This is a genomic window from Haladaptatus sp. AB643, from assembly GCF_024136975.1.
Classification (GTDB): Archaea; Halobacteriota; Halobacteria; order Halobacteriales; family Haladaptataceae; genus Haladaptatus.
The window spans coordinates 48,360-66,993 of record NZ_JAMYJW010000010.1 but is presented as its reverse complement, the minus strand read 5'-3'; the positions used below and the strand labels follow the sequence as shown (position 1 = coordinate 66,993).

The window sequence follows — 18,634 nt, the reverse complement described above, 5'->3', positions numbered from 1 at the left end:
AGGAGTCGAAACTGGGCCAAAGGATTCGAATCCTGTCAGTCGTAGCCCGGACCGGCGCGAAGCGCCGCATGCCCGAAACGTCTGACTTTGGTTCACAATCCTGCAGCGCCCATTCGGTTCACGGGCGGTTTGCATCCGACGGACGAAGGTGGTTTATTTATCAATCGAGTTTGCCTGTCCGCTTCAACGATATCAACCAAACCGTTACCGGTTACTTCTTGACCGTTATCGTGTCGTTCGATAAGACCACCTGGCATCCAGAATAGACGAACGATATCGCCAGTGAATCGGTCTCCTCGGGTCGGGATCTGGAGTGCCAAAGCGCAGTGAGTGCGTCAGGATCCAACGAATTGTAGAGCGGTGGGAGTTCGTCAGGGTTGGTGTTCTTTGTAGTGGCAACTGAATTGACAATATCTTTGACAACATCATCTCCCTCCATTCGAGTTCGAAAAGGCTCTGAAAGGTCTGCTCTCCCTTCGTCGTCTGGTCGCTCGTCAGATGACATTGGTGACAACCGAACTACGAGCAGGTCTAAAATAATTCTATCCTTCGACAGCAAAGGCAACTGGACCCTCCCTTCTGATATCCGGCCGTACTCTCACTTGGGAGTAGAGGAGAATGCGATGTTTTCGATAACCGTATTCGTGGCCCGGCGTAATCGTTGGGAGACGGCCTGTTCGCTTACGTCGAAATAATCCGCGAGTTCGGTCAGAGTGCATTCACGCGGGACGGCGAAATAGCCTAATTCGTACGCCAAGACCAGTGTTTCCCATTGAGTCGACGTCAGTTGGTCCTGGATGGACGGGACGTGAGGATTGTAGACACTCTTCACATCGACCGTGATTCCCGCTTCGACACAGTGCTGGTTGAACTCCCGCAACTGTTCGTGACTCGGAAATCGCAACCGGAACTCCCACTGCTCACCAACACTCTGGCCTTCCAGAATAACACCGTGGGTGGCCAGTAGCGCATCGATGACGCCGTTGACTTCACTCGTCCAGGTGACTTGATACAGATAGCGGTCCTCCACAGTCGTGAGTAGTTCGACCGACTCGACGATGTGCTGGGCTTCGAGCACTGATTCGATGTGCTCCGCCGATCCGTCGGTTACCCAAAAGAAGGGGAGAATCCGATTATCGAGCGGCACTAACCGTTCCAGCTCGATTTGCATGTCAGGGTGCTCTGTGAGTAGGCGACCTAATGGAAAAGATTCACCCGGTAGCGTGAGATCGACAACAGTTGCCATGAGGGACTTCGTATCTAAAGGATGAGGCCATGTAGTTATATGCCCTGCCTTCGACACCGAAGTGTGCAAATTATTGCCACAGAACAGTATTGATACTATTATACAAATTGGGGAATTTTTGTAGCGTGTCTGTCACTTATCCTCCACGGCATGGTTTAGATATGAAGGATATATCTATACGGAGCAAGAACGTGGGGTCTAACGGGAGACGATGACGCCCGCGATAGCACAAGCAGTCAGCCCAGCCGATCACCCGACTCAACCATTGGTGACGCTAAATGATTCCAATCGTCGATATCACAGTTCCCGCGAATTCGTTCGAACTTGGCCGGTTACTCGAAGAGCTTCCCAGCATCCACATTGAACTGGAACAACTCATTCCACTGCGTGATGCGATTATCCCACTTTTCTGGGTGTCTGACGGCAATCAAGACGAGATAATTCATACACTCGAACAATCACCACTCACTGAAGAGGTCCAGTATCTCACGACCGATGGCAAACGCGAATTGTTCGAAGTCCACTGGAGTTCGGAAGTCGATGGTATCATCCAAATCATGATCGAGACACAAGCCCGGATGCTCGAAGGAGAAAGCATCGGCGAGGGGTGGGACTTCCGGTTGCAGTTCCCGAGCCACGAGGCACTGTCTGACTTTCGCGAGCGCTGTGAGGAACGCGGTATCCCGGTAATGCTGCGGCGTCTCTACAACCCTCACTACCCAGAGAAAGGTACCCCGATGTCCTCGGAACAGCACGAAGCGATCATTACGGCGTATGAACGCGGCTATTTCGAAGTACCCCGCGCGACTTCGCTGGCGAAGCTTTCATCGGAGTTCGGGATCAGTGATAGTGCCTATTCGCAACGATTGCGTCGGGGACTTAGCTCGCTCATCTACGATACCATGGTTGACTGATGAGACTTGCATTTTCGGCTGCTGTAGAATCTCAAGCGGATGATGATCTCTCAACGGCTTTCGACACGTGTTACACGGGACGTTCGGTGCTCAAACAGTTCGCTTGGAATCGTCGGACCCTGTACCCCTAAAAACGAGCTAAGACCCGTCAAACATGAGGTATCCAATAACGACGTTGATCGCTCGTCGAATTCGTTGTGAGACTGCCTGCTCGCTGATATCGAAGTGGTCGGCGAGTTCAGTGAGCGTACTCTCGCGGGGAACGGTAAAGTATCCGAGTTCGTAGGCCATCGCGAGCGTCTGCCGTTGTGTCTGCGTGAGTTGTTCCTCGACGTTGGGAACGTGTGGATTGTAGATACTGTTGAGGGTCACTTGAATATCGTTCTCCTCGCAGATTCTGGAGAACTCCTGCAGGTGGTCGTGATCCGGAAAACGAAGTCGGAGTTCCCACTTCCCTCCGAGTCCTTGGCCTTCGAGAATCGCAGCATTGGTGTCGATCAGGGCGTCGATAACCCCGTTAACGACATCCGACCAAGTTACTTGGTAGAGTTCCCGGCTATCAACGGTACTGAGGTGTTCGACCGATTCGACGATGGGTTGATTTTCGAGCGTCGATCGGATCTCTGGTGACCCATCGTTCACCCAGAAAAAGGGAAGAATACGGTTGCCGAGTGGGACGAGTCGTTCGATTTCGATGTGGACTTTTGGGTTGTCTGCCAATAATTGGCCGAGGGGGAAAGAGTTACCGGGCAGCGTGATGTCAGCAATCGTCGACATGATCTAGGCTCTATTGAAAACATCGTACGAATAAGGCATAACCATGTCCTTCATTTATCAAGCTGCCTTTACTGCCGAAGGGTTTACTTATAAACCGGCTGCTCTGCAATGTATGATTTCACAGACTTATTCGTCGGTATGAAGAGTGCTCTGTAAAATCGGCGCTGAGTCTCGAAGAAGCGATTGAATCAGCTCTCTATTTGCTTCGGAGAATGTGAACTCCAGATCCCACGTCGGGATTCGGTTTTGTTCGCGGTCGTAGGTGAGAAAACCCGCGTCGGCCATTTGAGGAAGATGGACGTGATGCAATTTTATTTGCAGGTCGTTTAGTTGCTCGGTGGCAGTCGTCTGCTTGGGAGAACTGTTCGTTTGGATCTTTTTAGCGAGGTTTGTGATCGTCAGCGGCGGCTCTGAAGCCAACAATACCTGGAGAATTGCTCGACGAGACGGATGAGAGAGCACATCGAAGACTCCGTTAGTCCGTTGCACGGGTTTTTCCATACTCGTTCATCACACCGTGTCTCCAAAGGTACTAGGTTGACATTTAAAGGATATATTGACTCGTAGTGGCTGAGAGTTCCGTTTTCGAAACTCACTCCATAACGAGCCCACACCCTCGTGATCGAAGCGCCTCGCTCGTTCGTTTGACACCGATTCGACAGTAGAAGGGAAGACCTGAAGGATTTGAATCCGACAATCGAGAGCAGTAACCGTCCGAAGTACCGGCCGCCCGGTGTGTGATGGGCGAGTTCACATCTATTGTAAGTGGTCGAATTGTACGAATCCATGGTATGTTTCCAGTCAGGTATTCAAAAAGACAGTTATGGGGGGCATAATAATATGAATACCTAGCGAAGCCCGTGCCGTGAGCGTTACATCCTCCGTCGCAGTCATCGATATCGGGAGCACGCGGATTCGGTACGGACCCGCCACGCGTGAAGGTCCCGTAACGGTCGAGACCGAACCGACGGACCCGATGAGATTGACGGCGCAACTCGTCGATATCGTCGACCGTCTCCGCACGCAATCGCCCGGAACGATCCGGCACGTCTCCGTTTCGACGACCGGACTCGTCGACGCCGAGCGGGGCGTCATCGACGAGTTCGATACGGCGGACGGCGAGACGATTCACGACATTCCGGTCGCCGCCGCGATGACGGACGCCTTCGGTCTTCCGACGGCCGTCGAAAACGACTGCACGGCGGCCGCTATCGGGGAGGACACCTTCGGGTCGGGGTTCCGATCCGATACCGTCGTCCACGTCACGTTCGGAACGGGGATCGGTGCGGGTGTCGTCATCGACGGCACGCCAGTTCGGGGGGAGGAAGGCTACGCTGCGGAAGTCGGGCTCGTTCCCATCGTCGCGGATGGCGACTTGTCGAGCACCGGCGTTCGGGGCGCGTGGGAGGCCTACTGCTCGGGTCGCGGAATTCCGCAGTTCGCTCGTCACCTCCTGGCGACGGACGATCGACCTTCGGTACTTCGCTCGATAGAAGAGGTTTCCGCCCCCGACGTGTTCGCGGCGGCCGACGACGGTGACGAGTTCGCAGGGGACGTTCTCGATCGCGTGGCGCGGTACAACGCCGCCGGTATCGGTGCGATCGCGAACACGTTCAACCCCGGGATCATCACGCTCGGCGGGTCGGTCGCGCTCAAAAACTCCGACCGGATTCTGGAGGGAATCCACCGCCACTTGGACGAGTACGTTCTCGCCGACCCGCCGGTCGTCCAACTCACGAGTTTGGGCGCGGACATCGAACTGTACGGCGGGGCGGCGACGTTCTTCGGTGCGAACGAGAGCGCACCCGTGGCGGAGCAGGTCGGCGACTGAGACCACGAAATCTGCCGCTCGTGAACCCTTCTCTCGTTGCTCTCGATCGGTTTTACTGAACAAGTAGCTGATTCTCCGCTGAACGGGAGGTATAAACACGGATTGCATCGTTGCGGTGTGCTCATATCAGTTATTCTCCAAGAAGGGAGCACATAACAATACTCGATACGGCCATTGGATGAACTGCGAGCGTTGGAACGGTGCTTCCCTGATGCTCTCCCGCCCAACGCTTGAGCACAGCCAATCAATCACACGTCGTGCCGACGTCATACTGCCGTTCGCGTGGTCGTCCCCGCTTTGCCGGTACGACCACATCATCCGCTCTCGTCGTGATTCGAGCCGGGAACGGGTTGCTTGTTGGTAGGAGCACCATCGACGCAATGTCGATGGCGGCCACTTCGTGGCCCCGGTGGTTCGATTCCACCCCCGTTCGTAGCAGTACCGTTTTCGTATGTCCGGTCGGTTCGAGGTTCTCGTTCTCCGTCACGTTGAATATCCCATCCCCTATCCGACAGTATACTTTACTCCACCCAACTATTGTATTTCAAATCCAGAAACTCGCTAAGAATTACAAATTTATATTATGTAGACTACCGTACATGCGTTAGTGATGGAGACGGGGAAGTGGTGTGTCCACCACTTCTGAGTTGACACGAAATCTGGGGCGGTTCGTCCACCAGGGCAATTATCGATAGATATCGTCCCATTCGGCAACTCGTCGCCACATCGCAGCCAAAGATAGATACGTTGAATCGCGGTTTCAGTGCCGTCCATTTCGGTTTCAAGTGGACGATTAATCCAGGAAAAGGATGAGAATGCAACGAAGACAATTCATGAAAGGGGTGGGCGCAAGTACGGTGGGTATCTCCGCTATCGGAACCGCCGTCGCGTGCAAACACGGTCACAAACGGAACAGACGGAAAAACAAGATACGAGGACGGAAGCACAACACGCAGCCGAATACCGCAATTTTCGGGGATTCATGGCATGCGGTTGATTCCTTCTACGGTAAGAAAGACTACGCAGTGACGGGCGAACTGAAATGGACTGGCAACTTCACTGCCGAGGTGTTTGTCACGGCGACGTTCTACGACGGCCGTGGAGGGGTTCTTTCCTCGGATGGCATCGATTCGTTAACCCTTGCACCGAACGAGACTGGTGGGTTCCAAATCGATTATCTGAACGCACATCCGAAACGCGTCGCCGACTACCAACTCGCAACAGAAGTATATAGAAAATAAATGGGGCACGACGAGTGGGTCTAAAAATGGTTGTATGGCGGCTTTCGTAGCCTCTTGACGTTTGCTGGGAAGGGGGAAGTGAACGTTCGATCGGATGTGCACGTCGCGATGATCGGTCCGCCGATGGCAGGCAAACGTAGTATCGATTACCCTCCACGAGGTCGGGACGATACTGGTACTTACTCGCGTCGCTCCCTGCCCATGGTGTGGAACTCGTCGTTCGGTCGCCAGTCGGCGAACAGCGCCATTCGGTTCGAGAGGTTGAAAAAGCTCGTCACGCTCCCGATGTCCCAGACTTCCTCGTCGCTGTAGCCGACGTCGCGCAGTCGTTGCAGGTCCGCCTCGGACACCTCCGTCGGACGTTCGGTGAGTTTCACGGCCACGTCGAGCATGGCCATCCGTTTCTCGCTCACGTCCGCCTGTCGGTAGTTCGCCACCAACTGGTCCGCAAGCGTCGGCTGTTTCGCGTAGATGCGTACGAGCGCACCGTGGGCCACGTTGCAGTAGTAACAGTGGTTGACGCCCGAGACGGCGACGACGATCATCTCGACTTCCTCACGGCCGAGCGACGTGTCGTCCACGAGCGCGTCGTGGAAGGCCATGAACGCACGGAAGTGCGAGGGCTTGTACGCGAGCGCCGCGAACACGTTCGGCGTGAACCCCGCGCGTTCGGTCTCCTCGTCGATACGTTCCCGGAGGTCGTCGGGGATTTCGTCGTACTCGGGAACCGGAAATCGTCTCTGTGCCTCGTCATCGAGCGTTGGCTCTGGCATGATACTCGGTTCTCCGTGCGTCATCTTAACACGGTTGTCCGAAGCGAAAGTAAAAATCACTGCACGAGACGATGAGGCTGTTCCGGCGATTCAGCAATCCCGGTCGGAATCGTCGTCGCCCGACTTTTCAGTCGTGGTCCCGTTCGAGGTGCCGCTGTCGTCGGATTCGTCCTCGGTCGTGTCGTTATTCGACGATTGGTCGGTAGTCGTCTCGTCGCTCGACGCCCCGCCGTTCTCGGATTCAGTATCGGTCGACCCGCTGTCGTCGGTCGTTCCGTCGACCGAATCGTCCGAACCATCCTCGGTTTCGGTGGTGGTCGTCTCGTCGCTACCGTCTCCCCCACCGGACTCGCTTCCGTCAGTGGTTGTCGTGTCGGAAACGGAACTGGTGGTTCCCTTGGCGATGACGGTCGATTCGTCCGGCGTGAGCAGGGCGACGACGTCCTCGTCGTCGTTGTTGAGGACCTCCCCCTCGTAATCGAACTTCACGTCCGCTTCCGGGACCCGTTTCGCACCGGTCGCGACGATGAACGACTGGCCGTTGCCGATGACCGTGTCGTCCGGCAGCGTCCTTCGCTGGTCAGTGTCCGGGTTGCCGTACTCGAACGCAACGACGTAGCCGGAGACGTCCACATCGTCCATGGACGTGTTCTCGAACACGACGAACTCCTCCTCGGACGCGACTTGCGTGAGTTCGATGGGGAGTCCGTTCTTTCCGATAACCTGCGTTGCACCGGCGCCGACGGCGGCGAGCGTTGCGACTGCGCCCAGTACGTTGCGTCGTGTTGTAGTCATGTACAATCTGGCGAATACGTTCAACCAACTAAAAATGCAGCTAAACTATACAGTCATATCTATTGACTTATTGTAACAGTTCGGTTATTAGTTGAATATCCGACCGATATCCACGTTCGGCGGCGGATCTCGGGCACGATCCCGGTCGCCGGAAACGTAACGCATCGGGACGACGATTGATCGGACGAACATGACGAGCGCCAACGAACACGAAGATCGCGTTCACCGCCTTTACGAGGGAGTATGGAACGGGGAGAACCCCGACATCGCAACGGAACTCGTCCATCCCGAGTACGTCATTCACGACCGCGATCTCGCGGAGGAACTGCGTGGTCCGGAGTTGTACACGGCGCTTGCGGATTCGACCCGCGAGATCTTCCCGGACATGTCGTTCACCATCGAGGATTCGTTCGCGGTCGAGGACAAAGTCGCCGTTCGCTGGACGATGGTCGGCACACAGGACGGAGCGATGGTCGGCATCGAACCGACGGGAACGGCGGTGACGCTCCGCGCCATCGAGATTGACCGGTTCGAGGACGGGCGTCTCATCGAAACGTGGACGCAGAGCGACATGCTCTCGCTCATGGAGCAACTCGACGCGGTGTGACCGTCCGGTAATTGACCGACCTCGCCGAGAAATATTTCACAACCCGTCAGTCGATATCCCGTCGTCCTCGTGGAATTTCGCGAAGTCGAACGTATGGACATCCGTGGACCGAATCGTGTAGGCGTTTTCGTAGACGTCGATAACGTCGAACCGCTCGCCCGTAACCCGGACTTCTGCCCTATCGTCCAACTGTACGCGGTTGAAATCCGTTCGGGATGTCCACGTGTTCAGACAGCCAGTGCCCTCTTCGCTGCTGTCGAAATTCTTCCCACAGACGCCGAGGAGATACTTGACGGTGAATCGAGCGGACAACTTGTGGTGGCGGTCTTCACTCACGACGATATCGTCGGGGGAGCGAACGCTCCCCCCGACGAACGCCGGGTCGTTTCTGCCGAAAATCCTTCCGTCGCCGTGGTCAAATCCGATCCAGAGTGGCTGGTCTATGTAGGTTTGATTGCCGTACTACCATTCGAGGGAGATGGCCTTGAGTTGGAGTTCGCCCGTCTTCGCAAGCCCGACCTTGGACAGGCAACTCCCGAGACTTCCGGTCGTGAACGCGACCCCCGAAGCGGCGAGGACCTGTTGTCTGGAAGGCATGGCGGATCGGTTGCGTTCGGATAGCATAAACTTTCAGGAGATCGGGTATCGAACGGTATTCCGAAAACAGAACTTACCGACAGTCGATCGGACGTTACCGGAGGACCCGACTCGCCGTTCACTCCTCGTTTCGACTACGGAACAGGTAGAGACCCGTCCCGAGGATGCCGGAGAGGGCCGTCATCACGCCCAATCCGTCCTGTCCGACGGGCGAACTGGTCTGCGTTCCCGGCCCGCTGGCGACGGTTTGCGTGGCCGTGTCGTTCCCGGCCGATTTCTCGGTGGTTTCCGCCGCCGTGGTCGTCGTGGTCGTACCGGTCGAGGTGTCGGTGGACGTGGTTGTCGTGGACTTCGTCGTCGTTCCCGTCCCGCTCCCTCCCCCGGACCCGCCGCATTGTCCGGCGTGGATGACGACCGGTTTCGTCATGTTCAGCGACGCCCACTGACTCCCCTCCGAATCGGTCGAAAGTGCCCTCCAGTTCTCGACCTTTCCGGCGTAGTCCCGCTCCAAGTGCTGTCCGTACAACCGTGCCTCCTCGTTGAACGCGGGGTGTATCGTCACGCTATCGTCGGGGGTCAGCCCGCGGAACGCACCACCGTCGGCACCGCCGCCGTGTTTCGCATCGCTCGCCCACGTCCAATCGACGTCCCACTCGTCGTCCGTCTTCTGGAACGTATCGTAGTTGGTCGACGCATTGTACTGATCGTCGGCCACCGCCCATTCGCCGTCGTCCGGAAGGCCGGAGATGTGGAACGTCACCGATCCGCCGCCGTCGCTCCCGCGCTTGCCGTGCATGAAGACGAGGCTCGTCCCCTTCGGCCCCCGGTAGAGGTAAAGTTCGCTGGTTTCGGCCCGTTCGAGCGCGCTCGCCGGGCCGTAGGAACTGTACCAACCCTTCGGGTCGGTGTCCGACGAACGGTAGTTATAGAACTTCTCGACGGGCAAATCGGAGGTGATGACGGCGAGGGGAATGCAGGTATCGCCCTGTTGAAGGACGTACTTCGAATCCGTGACGTGTCCCGTCTGAATGAGGTTGTCGCCAGCGCCGTCGGCGCTGGCGGTTGCGACGCCTCCGACGCCGACTCCGACGGCGATTCCCGCGGCCGTGCGGAGGAAGGTCCGGCGGTTCAGGGACGTCCGTCGAGTTCGGCTCATTCCGAGACCACCTTGAGCGCGGAGGGAAGCCGCCGGTACACGCCGGTCACGGCCTGCATCCGGGTCGATTTTCGCTGGACGGTGTGATAGGCGACGGGTTCCGGCCCGAACTTCGATTTGTACCGGCAGAGGCGGGGCAGGTTGGCTCCCACGAGGTCGTATCGGGTCAGGCCGCGCTCCTGTGCCTCCTGAATGATGTGCCAGTCAAGCAGGTCGTTGATGGGGAACTCGACGTCGGATTTCGCGCCACCCTGCCACCGATAGATGGTGTCGTCAGTTTCGAGCGTGACCATGCCGCCCAGGATCTCGCCGTCGCGTTCGCAGACGTACGGCCTGACACAGCCATCGGGAAGTCGCTCGTACAGTTCGGTGACGAACTCGGGGTCGATCCGGTACTCCTTCCCCTGTGCCGCGTGACGGTCCTGAATCTGGGTGATGACCGCTTCGATTCCCGCCACGCCAGCCTCCCGAATCGTACAGCCGTCGTCGCGGTTCCGGACGTTGCTCCGGGCATCCCGACTGAACTGCATGAGTAGGTCCTCGCCCGTCAGATCGAGGATGTAGGTGTAGGAGGGGGACACGTCGAAACCGTTCCACGAGAACGGTCGGAGGTCGGTGTACTCGTCCACGGTTCGGACGTCCACGTACGCCGGGTCGATTTCCGACTCGATCCATTCGATCGCGCCGTCGATGAACTCCCGGTGTCGCCGTTCGGCCTTCCGCTGTTTCAGCTTCGCGAAGTTGAGCAGCGTCGGACCGAGGTAGTACACTTCGAGGTGTGGCGGCGGCGAGTACACCATCCGAAACGGTCCTTTCGTCGTCACGAAAATCGGGAACAGTCCGACCGGCTCCTGCCCTTTGTATCCGACGAGAAATCGAACCTCGGTGTTCGACGTTTCCGCGAGGTGCGTGAGCGCCTCGCGGCGATGAAACGGGGTCGGCCCGTCAGAGCGTTCCACGAGGTTGTTCCATCGTTCGAGCGTGCTATCGTCCGCTTCCTGAATTTCTATCGTCATTTGTCTCACTCCAGATATCCGAGTGCCGCGAGTCGGTTCGCCATCCGGTCGTCGGATGCGGTCTGTTCGTCGGAATCGGTCCGTCCGCTACCCATCGTCCCGCCCGGTTCCCGTCGCGTCGAGTACCCTTCCTCGCCGACCGATTCGACGGGCGAGAGAACGTCGCCGTCCATTTCGGTGCTTTTCGGTATCCCGAACAGCGCGAGCACCGTCGGCGTCACGTCGAAGAGGTGTGCGTCGGAAATCCCTCCGTGGACGCCGTCGCCAGCCATCGCAACGATGCCGTTTCGCTTGTGATTCCACGGTTGGCCGGGTTCGGCGAACTCGTGGCCCGAAAGCTCCGCCGAGAGGAAGTTGTCGAAGTCCGTCGGCACCGTGACGATGTCCACCGCCCGCTCGGCCTCCGGCCCGTCGAAGTAGGCTTCCCGGCGGGCCACGTCTTCGAACACCGGAGTCCCGTCGGGCGCTTCGACGTCGGCGAGCAGGTCGATGAGTTCCGACCGGAGCGACTCGTATCGCTCCGGTGGAACGACACCGTGGGGGTCGCGTCCCGCCAAGTTGATGCGGACGCCACATTCGATCCTGGCCCGCATGTACGCCTGTGAGGCGGGGAAGTCCACTTGCCGACTGCTCGCCCGGACGACCCCCGACGGGACGAGTTCGGACGCGACCCCGCGAAGTCCGACCGTGTCCAACAGCTTTCCCGCCCGATGGGTCGTGAGACCGACTTTCGCCGCGACGGCGGTCAGTCGTTGGAGCGGGTCATTCGTTCGTTGGAGCAGGCCGCGGCGGTTCTCCGAATCGCCGCGACCCGCCTCGTCCCCGCCATTCCTGAGTTTCGACTCCCGGGTCGGAACCCACGACGGCATGCCCTCGCCACCCTGTGAGACGGCCGTGTAGCCGTGATCCGCGAGGAACTCGTTGACGTAGAACCCCATCCCCGTCATCTCCCCCATCCCGTGGTCGCTGACGACGAGGACGGTGTCGGGGTCGGTCGCGTCGAGGATTTCCCCGACCTGCTCGTCGACGGCCTCGTACACCGCCTCGATCGTTTCCCGCTCGCCGGGGAACTCGTGGAACACGGTGTCGGTCTGCTGGAACTGCACGAAGCCGAAATCGGGCTCGAAGCGGTCGGTGAGATACCGGAACGCCGCACCGCGGGTCTTCACGACGTCACGATACTCGGCGGCGGCCTCCTCGGGCGTCGCGTCGGTCGTGTCGGGATAGATCCGGTACTCCCCGATCTCATCGCGGAGTTCGGCGAGCAGGTTCTCGGGGTGACACGCCGGTGATTCCGGAGCCATGTATCCCGGCACGAGCGCGCCCTCGAAGTCGCGTGGCGGATGCGTGACCGGGACGTTGACGACGACGCTTTTGATCCCGTTCCGGGAGAGGTGTCCCCAGAGCGGTTCGGCCCGAACGTCGTCGCCGTCTACCACGTTCCAGTCGTACCCCTCGTAGTCCAGAAAGCTGAACACGCCGTGCTTGCCAGGGTTCACCCCAGTAAACAGCGACGGCCACGCGCTCGGCGTCCACGGCGGGAGTTGGGATTCGAGCGGGCCTGACACTCCGTCGTCGAACAGCGATTCGAGGTTCGGGAGCGCTCCCGTCTCGAACAGAGGTTCGAGAATCGGGCGGCACGCCCCATCGAGACCGATCACCAGCACGTTCAACCCGTCCTCGCTCACTCCCCGTCACCTCCGTCGGCGGTCGGCAGTTGAAGACGTGGTCTCTCGGTGGTCGGTCCGGAGGGGGCGCTCAACGGGGTCCCGCCAGCATCCGCGTCACCACCGATCCGTTTCGTGACCGGCATCTCCAACAGGGTCAACAGCGTGTACAGTTCGACGGCGTTTTCCTCGCCGCCGAGGTGGTCCTCGTAGCATCGGTTCACGCCGTCCCAGTCGAGGAACGAGAGGGAGTCCACGAGGTCCCGGTCGTCCGCGAGCGCGTCCCGAACGAACTCGCTTTGCCGCACGAACTCCTCGTCGTCGGGCCACGGTCCGTGCGTACACCACGGTCGCGGCGGTTCCTCCCTCTCGAAGAGCTTCCACCGAAGCGCGTTCAGGTGTTTACCGGCGTATTCGACCGGGAACGAGCGGTCGATTCGAACGCCGGATTCCGAATGCGGAACGGCGGCGAGACGCGAATCGAACCGCTCGATGGCGCGGTGCATGAGGTTGCGCCGAAGCTGATACCGGATGGGCATCGAGAGATGGAGGTCGATGAGACGATTGTCGAGGAATGGCGTCCGGTACGGTCGAAGCTGTCGGAGGCTGTTCGTGTAGATGAGTTCGGTGTCGTTCGACAGCGGATAGTACTCGCCACAGAGGACGAGTTCCCGCATCGACCGGTATCGGACCCCGTGGTGGTCGATCTCGCCGTCCGCCGTGACGGAGATGTTCTCCCGGAGGACCGATTCGACGTCCACATCGCCGTCGAAATAGCTCGGTGTCTCGACCGCCAGTCCGTCGATGAACTCGTCGATCGTCCGAATCCGATCTTCGACCGGGAGCGTGACGTTCCCGAACGAACCGAGCGACAGTTTCGGCGACGGTATCTGGTGGCCCTTGAACAGGGTATCGGCGTACAGACCCGAGAGGAGCACGTCCACCGTTCCCGTGAGTTCCTCCGCGAACCCCGTCGGATACCCCTGTTTGTACCACCCGTCGAAGTTCGAGAGCGGCGGGTTACGCTCCAAACTTCGCCGTCGGTAGTCGTCGGTGCGGGGTAAGAAGAGGAGTTCGTTCCCGGCGGCCGCCGCGATTCGGTCGGCGATTCGCGCCTCGCGGTTTCGCCAGTCGTTCATGTGGAAGCCGATCACTGGCTGGTCCATCGCGGCCATCACCAAGCGCGAATCGCTCCCGCCGCTCAACAGCAGTCCGTACGTTCGATCCTCCCGTACCCATTCGTCGATGATTCGCCGGAACCGCGAGACGAACTCCTCGACGAAGTTCTCGAACGGTTCGTCTCGCGGGGTGAATTCGGGCCGCCAGTACCGACGCGACTCCGTCGTGTTTCCGTCGAGGTCGACGGTCGTGACCGACGCGGGTGGGAGCTTTTCGACCCCGGAGAGCGGTGTCGTCACGCCGAACGACCGTTTGAGCGCGAGGTATTCCGCGAGATAGTCGCGGTCGAATTTGGGGTCAACGCCGGGATATTCGGCGAGCGTCTGAATGTCGGTCGAACACACCAGGGTGTCGCCCACGCGGGTGTGGAACAGGGGATACGAACCCAGTCGGTCGGTCAGCAGGGAGACGGTTCCTTTCTCGCGGTCGTAGACGATGCCCGCGAACTGTCCGTTCACCCCTTCGACGAAGTCGATACCGTACGATTCGTACAGGTTCGCACAGTACGTGGGGGAGTCGATGGAGTCCGGGCGTGCTTGGTAGGAGCCGTTCCGCTCGAAGCCGTACACGTCGCCGATGATCCAGACCAGCGTGTCGCCGGTGACGGTCCGGACGGGTTGCTCGTCGGCGAGGAGTCGATGGAACCCGCTAGTCACGGCGACCCGTTCGTCGGCGAACGAGTCGGTTCGCTCTCCTCCCCACTGCATGCTCGGAAACTCGTCTAAGCCGACCCTTCGCGGACCGAACGCACCGAACAACCCTACCATGTGCCTTTCCCTCCGGAAACCACCCGTCTTCCCTTCTCGTCCGTAGTTCCAGCGTAGTGGTCGTTAGTCCGACCGTTCGATGGCGGCGGTTGGGCGACCCGTTCTCCGGAACGACATCCTGACTCGATTCGGTGTGGCCTTTCGTTCATCCGTTCTCACTGAAATTCAACTGGCGGTACCGAACCATTGTTATACGCGGCCTGTGGCCGATGTGCGTTGTCCTACCGGTGAATCAGTGGGTGCGAACGGCCGGGAAGAAGATACCTACCCACTGGGTAGGGGAGTTCAAACGTGCTGGTAGGGAAGATCAAACTGGAGAGTAAGGACGGTCAAACGTGAGTAGGAGACACCAAACGTCGCGAATAGCGAATCAGACGGAGTCGAGAATAACGGAATTCAAACGGAGTCGAGCGAGCGCTCCACGAATCGCTCGCGGATTTCGGGGGGCGGTATCGGACACTCGTCCTTTCGGCCGAAGATCCGGTAGCGGTATTTCGCTATCAGGTCGTACACCGGGTCACGAAATGCCTTGGGAAGATAGATAAGCGGGTACAGAAGCGGCCACGGTCCGTCGAGTTCCCGACAGACGCGAAGCGCGGCGGTCGAACGGGTGTAACAGTTCCCGCCGTCCACGAGCACGAACGAGTCGAACTCGTCGGTCGGGAGGTCGTGGCGGGAGAGGAGCGACTGGCCGACTTCGGACTGAAGCGGCGCGAAGCGGAACGTTCCCGCCTCGTCGAACCGCACCGTGAACCGAACGACAGCGTTACAGAGGTTACAGACTCCGTCGAACAGCAACACGGGATAATCGGTCCCGTCGGCGGGTTCTTCGGAGTCGGGTTCGGTTGCCATCTGTTCGTTTCGACGTTCGGCCTCCTGGCCGATAGACTCGTCGGATTAGACCGTGTTGGATACCAATCGTCGGATTCGACCGTCTGGTCCTCTTCGCCCACGCGCTGCTCCCAAACAGGTGATGGCTCGTCGTGGCGTTTCTTCGCCCTCCTCCTCATCGGAGTAGCCGAGCGGGGATTTCGCGGCAGTTTGTGCCGCGTCTAACTTCCCGGCTCGGTTTCGTTTCAAAAGTGAACGTCGTGGCACGCAGTGAGTTCTCAATCCGTTCGAGTAGCGGTTTCTCAGTCCGTTCGAATGTTACTGGTCGCACATGCGCAGGTGACTGTCGGGTCGAGAAGGTCGTCGATGGGCATCTCCTCGCCGCATTCCGTGCAGACGACGGAGGGTCCCGAACGACGAAAACGCTCCCGGTAGTACTCCAGTGCGCGGGTTCCGACTATCGCCGCGGCACCGGCCCCGACTGCGCCAAGCAGTATCGTGTCGAGTGTTGGTTCGCGTGCCATGATGAGCCAAGGAGGAGCCAGTACCTTAAAGTTGATGCTGGATTCGTTCGGTATACATATTTCGGCTCGACCCTTCGGCCCTACCCTTCGGCCGAACCACAAGCGGTTCATATAAAAACAGGTTCGTCGTAAAGGGAATCACGATGCTATCCCTCATCGGTTCAGTCGTCGGCTTCATCGTGAGCCTGCTCATCGGTGCCCTCGGCATTTACATCGGTGCGCGGGTCGTCACGGGGACGGACGACTACGGTTACGCGCTCATCACTGCCATCGTCGGCTCGGTCATCGGTGGAATCGTCGCGGTACTGCTCGGCTGGCTGTTCGGCTGGATCGTCATCCTCGTCGCGTGGATCTGGGTCATCAACTGGCGCTACCCCGGCGGTTGGGGCAACGCCATCGGGATCGGCCTCATCGGCTGGCTCTCGGTCGTCGTCATCACCTACGTGCTGGCCATCCTGGATGTCCTGACGTTCTCCTCGCTCGGGATTCCGGGAGTCTAATCACCCAACTCTTCTCCGATCAAATCGACCGCGTTTCGAACCGCACCCACCGACGAGAGGTATCCAGCGCCGACCGTCGCTTTGAGTGCCTTTGCCGCTGTCCCCGTGACGACCGTCGGGCCGACCTGTGCGACCGCACCGTCGCCGACCGAGACGAGCCATCCCGGCGAGTTGAACGTGAACTGGTCGAGGCGCGGGTCGAACACGTCGTCTCGGTCCTCCTCCTCGACCAGTCGAACGATGTTGTCGGCGACGACGCGCGCTTCCCGCACGGCCGACTGTGCGCTCGCCGGGACCGCCTCGCCGTCGCCGTCCACGACCCGTGCGGCATCGCCCAGGACGAAGGTTCCGTCGCCGAGTCGAAGCGTGCTATCGACGCGGGCACGGTCTCCGTCCATCGCGTCCGACCCGCGGATGCCGCCCGTCCAGACGAACTCGTCGTAGTCCAGCGTCTCGCCGTCCGCCAGCGTGATCGTCCCGTCGTCGGCCCGTTCGACTGCCGTCCCGGTTCGAATCTCGATGTCGCGCGCTTCGAGTTGCTCCCGGACCGCTTCCTGAAAGTTGGCGGGGAACGCGGGTGCGACGTGGTCGAACTGTTCGAGCAGGACGAGTTCGACGTCCATCAGTTCCTCGTCGGCGAGGGCGGCCAGTTCACCCGCGACCTGCACGCCGGACAGCCCCGCTCCACCGACCACGACGCGTCCGCCGTCGGCGTCCAGAAACCCCTCCCGAATCTCGTGGGCGTGTTCGAGTCGCTTCAACGGAATCGCGTGCTCCTCGACGCCGGGGAGGTCGTAGAAGGCGGTTTCGGCACCGAGGCAGACGGCGGCGTAGTCGTAGTCGAGTTCGTCGTCGGCGTCGTCCGCGAGGACGACGCTTCCCTCGTTCGGGTCCACCGACTCGACGCGGGTTTCGTGTACCTCGCAGTCGAGGACCTCGGTCAGCGGAATCGAGATTTGATCGGCGAGCGACGGCCGTCGGATGACCCGATGGAGTTCGTGTTGGACGAGGTGGTGTCCGGTCTCCTCGACGACGACCAGATTCGTCTCGTCGGGAAGTTCTTTTTCGAGTTTCCGAGCGAGGGCCAGACCGGCGTAGCCAGCGCCGAGAACTGCGATCTGCATGCGAACCATAACGAGCGGGAAGGTGAAAGGCGTACTCCCCGTATAAAACGGGCGGTCGAAAATCGGTCGGTCTCTCGGTCTCAGAACAGCGCGTCTTCCTCGGGGAGGATTTGGGCCGGTCCACCGACCTTCCAACTCATGGTCTCGACGCCGCAGTCGGCGATGGCGTCCTCCACCTCGTCCACGTACTCGGCCGTCGTGTTGACGTAAACGCTCGCGCCCGTGTCGGTGGAGTAGTAGACCGGAATCCCCTCCTCGTTGCGGAGTTCCCGAACCGTGTCAAAGATTTCGAGCGTTTCGGGCTTCCAGTACACCCACCCCGCCGGGCCGGTCATCGTCGTCGCGGCGAGCGACAGCGAGTCGTGTTCGGCCGTCTCGAACACGCGGTCGAAGTCCCCCACGCGGAGCGCGTCGCGCATCTCCACGAGTTGGTCGTGAATGTGCGCCAGTCGCGCGTCGAACATGTGGCTGTCGGCGGCCTCGCGGTGGGCCTCCTCGGTTTCCTTGTACGCCGGAACCAGTCCGGCGACGATGCGAACGTCGTCTTCGAGCGGCGACTCAAGTCGCTCGGAACGGCAGTCGTGGTCGTTCAGGCCCATGTGGAGGTCCGAGAACCCGCCCGTCACGGCGCGGGCCGCGGAGGACGACCCGAGACGCGCGATGGTCGAGATGTCCGGACGCGAGAGGTCGAGTCCGGCGGCCTCCACGGCGGCCATCGCGGCGGCGGCGAATCCCGATGAAGAGGAACCGAGGCCGACGTTCGATGGGAAGCTGTTCTCGCTCTCCAGTCGGACGCGGGTGTCGATTTCCGCGAGTTCCCGAACGCGCGAGACGACTTTTCGAACGCGGTCGGCCGCGTGACCCGTCAGTTCCTCGCCGTCGACGACGAAGGTGTCCGATTCGAACGACTCGTCGAACTCGACGGTCGTCGTGGTGTTGCTCGGCGCGGTACAGACGCTGATGCTGTCGTGGTACGGGTATCGCTGTTCCTCGTCGCGCATCCCGTGGTACTTGACCAACCCCTGAATCGGGTGGGCCTTCGCGGTCGCTTTCATACGGAGATGGCTGTGTGACTGGCGTTTAAACTCT

Annotated in this window: 21 protein-coding genes; 5 read left to right on the top strand and 16 right to left on the bottom strand. The window is 59.7% G+C overall.

Translation table 11 applies throughout. The annotated features are described in order from the left end of the window. Window positions 1-211: 211 nt before the first annotated feature. The gene (locus NKF25_RS17900; protein ID WP_253228017.1) at window positions 212-505 is read right to left on the bottom strand and encodes a HalOD1 output domain-containing protein; all 294 of its coding nucleotides are present in this window, start codon (window positions 503-505) and stop codon (window positions 212-214) included. Window positions 506-598: 93 nt separating this feature from the next. Then, entirely contained in the window at window positions 599-1,246 is a 648-nt protein-coding gene (locus tag NKF25_RS17895) for a helix-turn-helix domain-containing protein (protein WP_253228016.1), read from the bottom strand. A 278-nt stretch (window positions 1,247-1,524) separates the two neighbouring features. On the opposite strand from NKF25_RS17895, the gene NKF25_RS17890 reads away from it, so the two are divergent. Further along, window positions 1,525-2,160: a helix-turn-helix domain-containing protein gene (locus tag NKF25_RS17890; protein ID WP_253228015.1), complete on the top strand. Its 636-nt coding sequence runs from the start codon at window positions 1,525-1,527 to the stop codon at window positions 2,158-2,160. Between the two features lie 138 nt (window positions 2,161-2,298). Here the strand turns inward: NKF25_RS17890 and NKF25_RS17885 are convergent, their stop codons facing one another. Next, window positions 2,299-2,937 (bottom strand): helix-turn-helix domain-containing protein, encoded by a 639-nt coding sequence (locus NKF25_RS17885; protein WP_253228014.1) that lies wholly within the window; start codon window positions 2,935-2,937, stop codon window positions 2,299-2,301. Window positions 2,938-3,063: 126 nt separating this feature from the next. After that, the gene (locus NKF25_RS17880) at window positions 3,064-3,438 is read right to left on the bottom strand and encodes a helix-turn-helix domain-containing protein (RefSeq protein WP_253228013.1); all 375 of its coding nucleotides are present in this window, start codon (window positions 3,436-3,438) and stop codon (window positions 3,064-3,066) included. A 364-nt stretch (window positions 3,439-3,802) separates the two neighbouring features. Between NKF25_RS17880 and NKF25_RS17875 the strand changes: the two genes are divergently transcribed. Together NKF25_RS17875 and NKF25_RS17870 are read left to right on the top strand one after the other, a co-directional pair. Further along, window positions 3,803-4,768 (top strand): ROK family protein, encoded by a 966-nt coding sequence (locus NKF25_RS17875; RefSeq protein WP_253228012.1) that lies wholly within the window; start codon window positions 3,803-3,805, stop codon window positions 4,766-4,768. 833 nt (window positions 4,769-5,601) lie between these two features. Continuing rightward, window positions 5,602-6,009 carry an FxLYD domain-containing protein gene (locus NKF25_RS17870; RefSeq protein ID WP_253228011.1) on the top strand — a complete coding sequence of 136 codons (408 nt, stop codon included), beginning with the start codon at window positions 5,602-5,604 and terminating at the stop codon, window positions 6,007-6,009. A gap of 179 nt (window positions 6,010-6,188) precedes the next feature. On the opposite strand, the gene NKF25_RS17865 is transcribed toward NKF25_RS17870, so the two are convergent. Beyond that, complete coding sequence (locus tag NKF25_RS17865) at window positions 6,189-6,782, bottom strand: peroxidase-related enzyme (protein WP_253228010.1); 594 nt, start codon at window positions 6,780-6,782, stop codon at window positions 6,189-6,191. Between the two features lie 90 nt (window positions 6,783-6,872). Next, complete coding sequence (locus NKF25_RS17860; RefSeq protein ID WP_253228009.1) at window positions 6,873-7,577, bottom strand: lamin tail domain-containing protein; 705 nt, start codon at window positions 7,575-7,577, stop codon at window positions 6,873-6,875. A 190-nt stretch (window positions 7,578-7,767) separates the two neighbouring features. Here NKF25_RS17860 and NKF25_RS17855 point away from each other — a divergent pair, with 190 nt between their 5' ends. Further along, window positions 7,768-8,184, top strand: a complete 417-nt coding sequence (locus NKF25_RS17855) for an ester cyclase (protein WP_253228008.1) — start codon at window positions 7,768-7,770, stop codon at window positions 8,182-8,184. Window positions 8,185-8,220: 36 nt separating this feature from the next. Here NKF25_RS17855 and NKF25_RS17850 read toward each other — a convergent pair whose 3' ends face one another. The 8 genes from NKF25_RS17850 to NKF25_RS17820 form a co-directional block, all read right to left on the bottom strand. Beyond that, window positions 8,221-8,520: a hypothetical protein gene (locus tag NKF25_RS17850; RefSeq protein ID WP_253228007.1), complete on the bottom strand. Its 300-nt coding sequence runs from the start codon at window positions 8,518-8,520 to the stop codon at window positions 8,221-8,223. A 126-nt stretch (window positions 8,521-8,646) separates the two neighbouring features. After that, a complete protein-coding gene (locus tag NKF25_RS24275) occupies window positions 8,647-8,781 on the bottom strand; it encodes a hypothetical protein (protein ID WP_256490560.1) in 135 nt (44 codons plus the stop codon). Window positions 8,782-8,899: 118 nt separating this feature from the next. Then, window positions 8,900-9,937 carry a hypothetical protein gene (locus NKF25_RS17845; RefSeq protein WP_253228006.1) on the bottom strand — a complete coding sequence of 346 codons (1,038 nt, stop codon included), beginning with the start codon at window positions 9,935-9,937 and terminating at the stop codon, window positions 8,900-8,902. Next, complete coding sequence (locus NKF25_RS17840) at window positions 9,934-10,953, bottom strand: GNAT family N-acetyltransferase (RefSeq protein ID WP_253228005.1); 1,020 nt, start codon at window positions 10,951-10,953, stop codon at window positions 9,934-9,936. Before NKF25_RS17840 ends, NKF25_RS17845 begins: the two co-directional genes overlap by 4 nt. A gap of 5 nt (window positions 10,954-10,958) precedes the next feature. Continuing rightward, window positions 10,959-12,641 (bottom strand): alkaline phosphatase family protein, encoded by a 1,683-nt coding sequence (locus NKF25_RS17835; RefSeq protein WP_253228004.1) that lies wholly within the window; start codon window positions 12,639-12,641, stop codon window positions 10,959-10,961. Then, a complete protein-coding gene (locus tag NKF25_RS17830; protein ID WP_253228003.1) occupies window positions 12,638-14,566 on the bottom strand; it encodes an asparagine synthase-related protein in 1,929 nt (642 codons plus the stop codon). The genes NKF25_RS17835 and NKF25_RS17830 overlap by 4 nt, the downstream gene beginning before the upstream one ends. Window positions 14,567-14,962: 396 nt before the next feature. Then, entirely contained in the window at window positions 14,963-15,418 is a 456-nt protein-coding gene (locus NKF25_RS17825) for a thiol-disulfide oxidoreductase DCC family protein (RefSeq protein WP_253228002.1), read from the bottom strand. 281 nt (window positions 15,419-15,699) lie between these two features. Further along, window positions 15,700-15,921: a hypothetical protein gene (locus NKF25_RS17820; RefSeq protein ID WP_253228001.1), complete on the bottom strand. Its 222-nt coding sequence runs from the start codon at window positions 15,919-15,921 to the stop codon at window positions 15,700-15,702. 143 nt (window positions 15,922-16,064) lie between these two features. Between NKF25_RS17820 and NKF25_RS17815 the strand changes: the two genes are divergently transcribed. Further along, a complete protein-coding gene (locus tag NKF25_RS17815) occupies window positions 16,065-16,421 on the top strand; it encodes a hypothetical protein (protein WP_253228000.1) in 357 nt (118 codons plus the stop codon). On the opposite strand, the gene NKF25_RS17810 is transcribed toward NKF25_RS17815, so the two are convergent. Both NKF25_RS17810 and mvaD read right to left on the bottom strand, forming a co-directional pair. Then, complete coding sequence (locus NKF25_RS17810) at window positions 16,418-17,545, bottom strand: FAD-dependent oxidoreductase (RefSeq protein ID WP_253227999.1); 1,128 nt, start codon at window positions 17,543-17,545, stop codon at window positions 16,418-16,420. The genes NKF25_RS17815 and NKF25_RS17810 overlap by 4 nt on opposite strands. An 80-nt stretch (window positions 17,546-17,625) precedes the next feature. Continuing rightward, window positions 17,626-18,600: a phosphomevalonate decarboxylase MvaD gene (gene mvaD, locus NKF25_RS17805; RefSeq protein ID WP_253227998.1), complete on the bottom strand. Its 975-nt coding sequence runs from the start codon at window positions 18,598-18,600 to the stop codon at window positions 17,626-17,628. Between the last annotated feature and the right edge of the window lie 34 nt (window positions 18,601-18,634).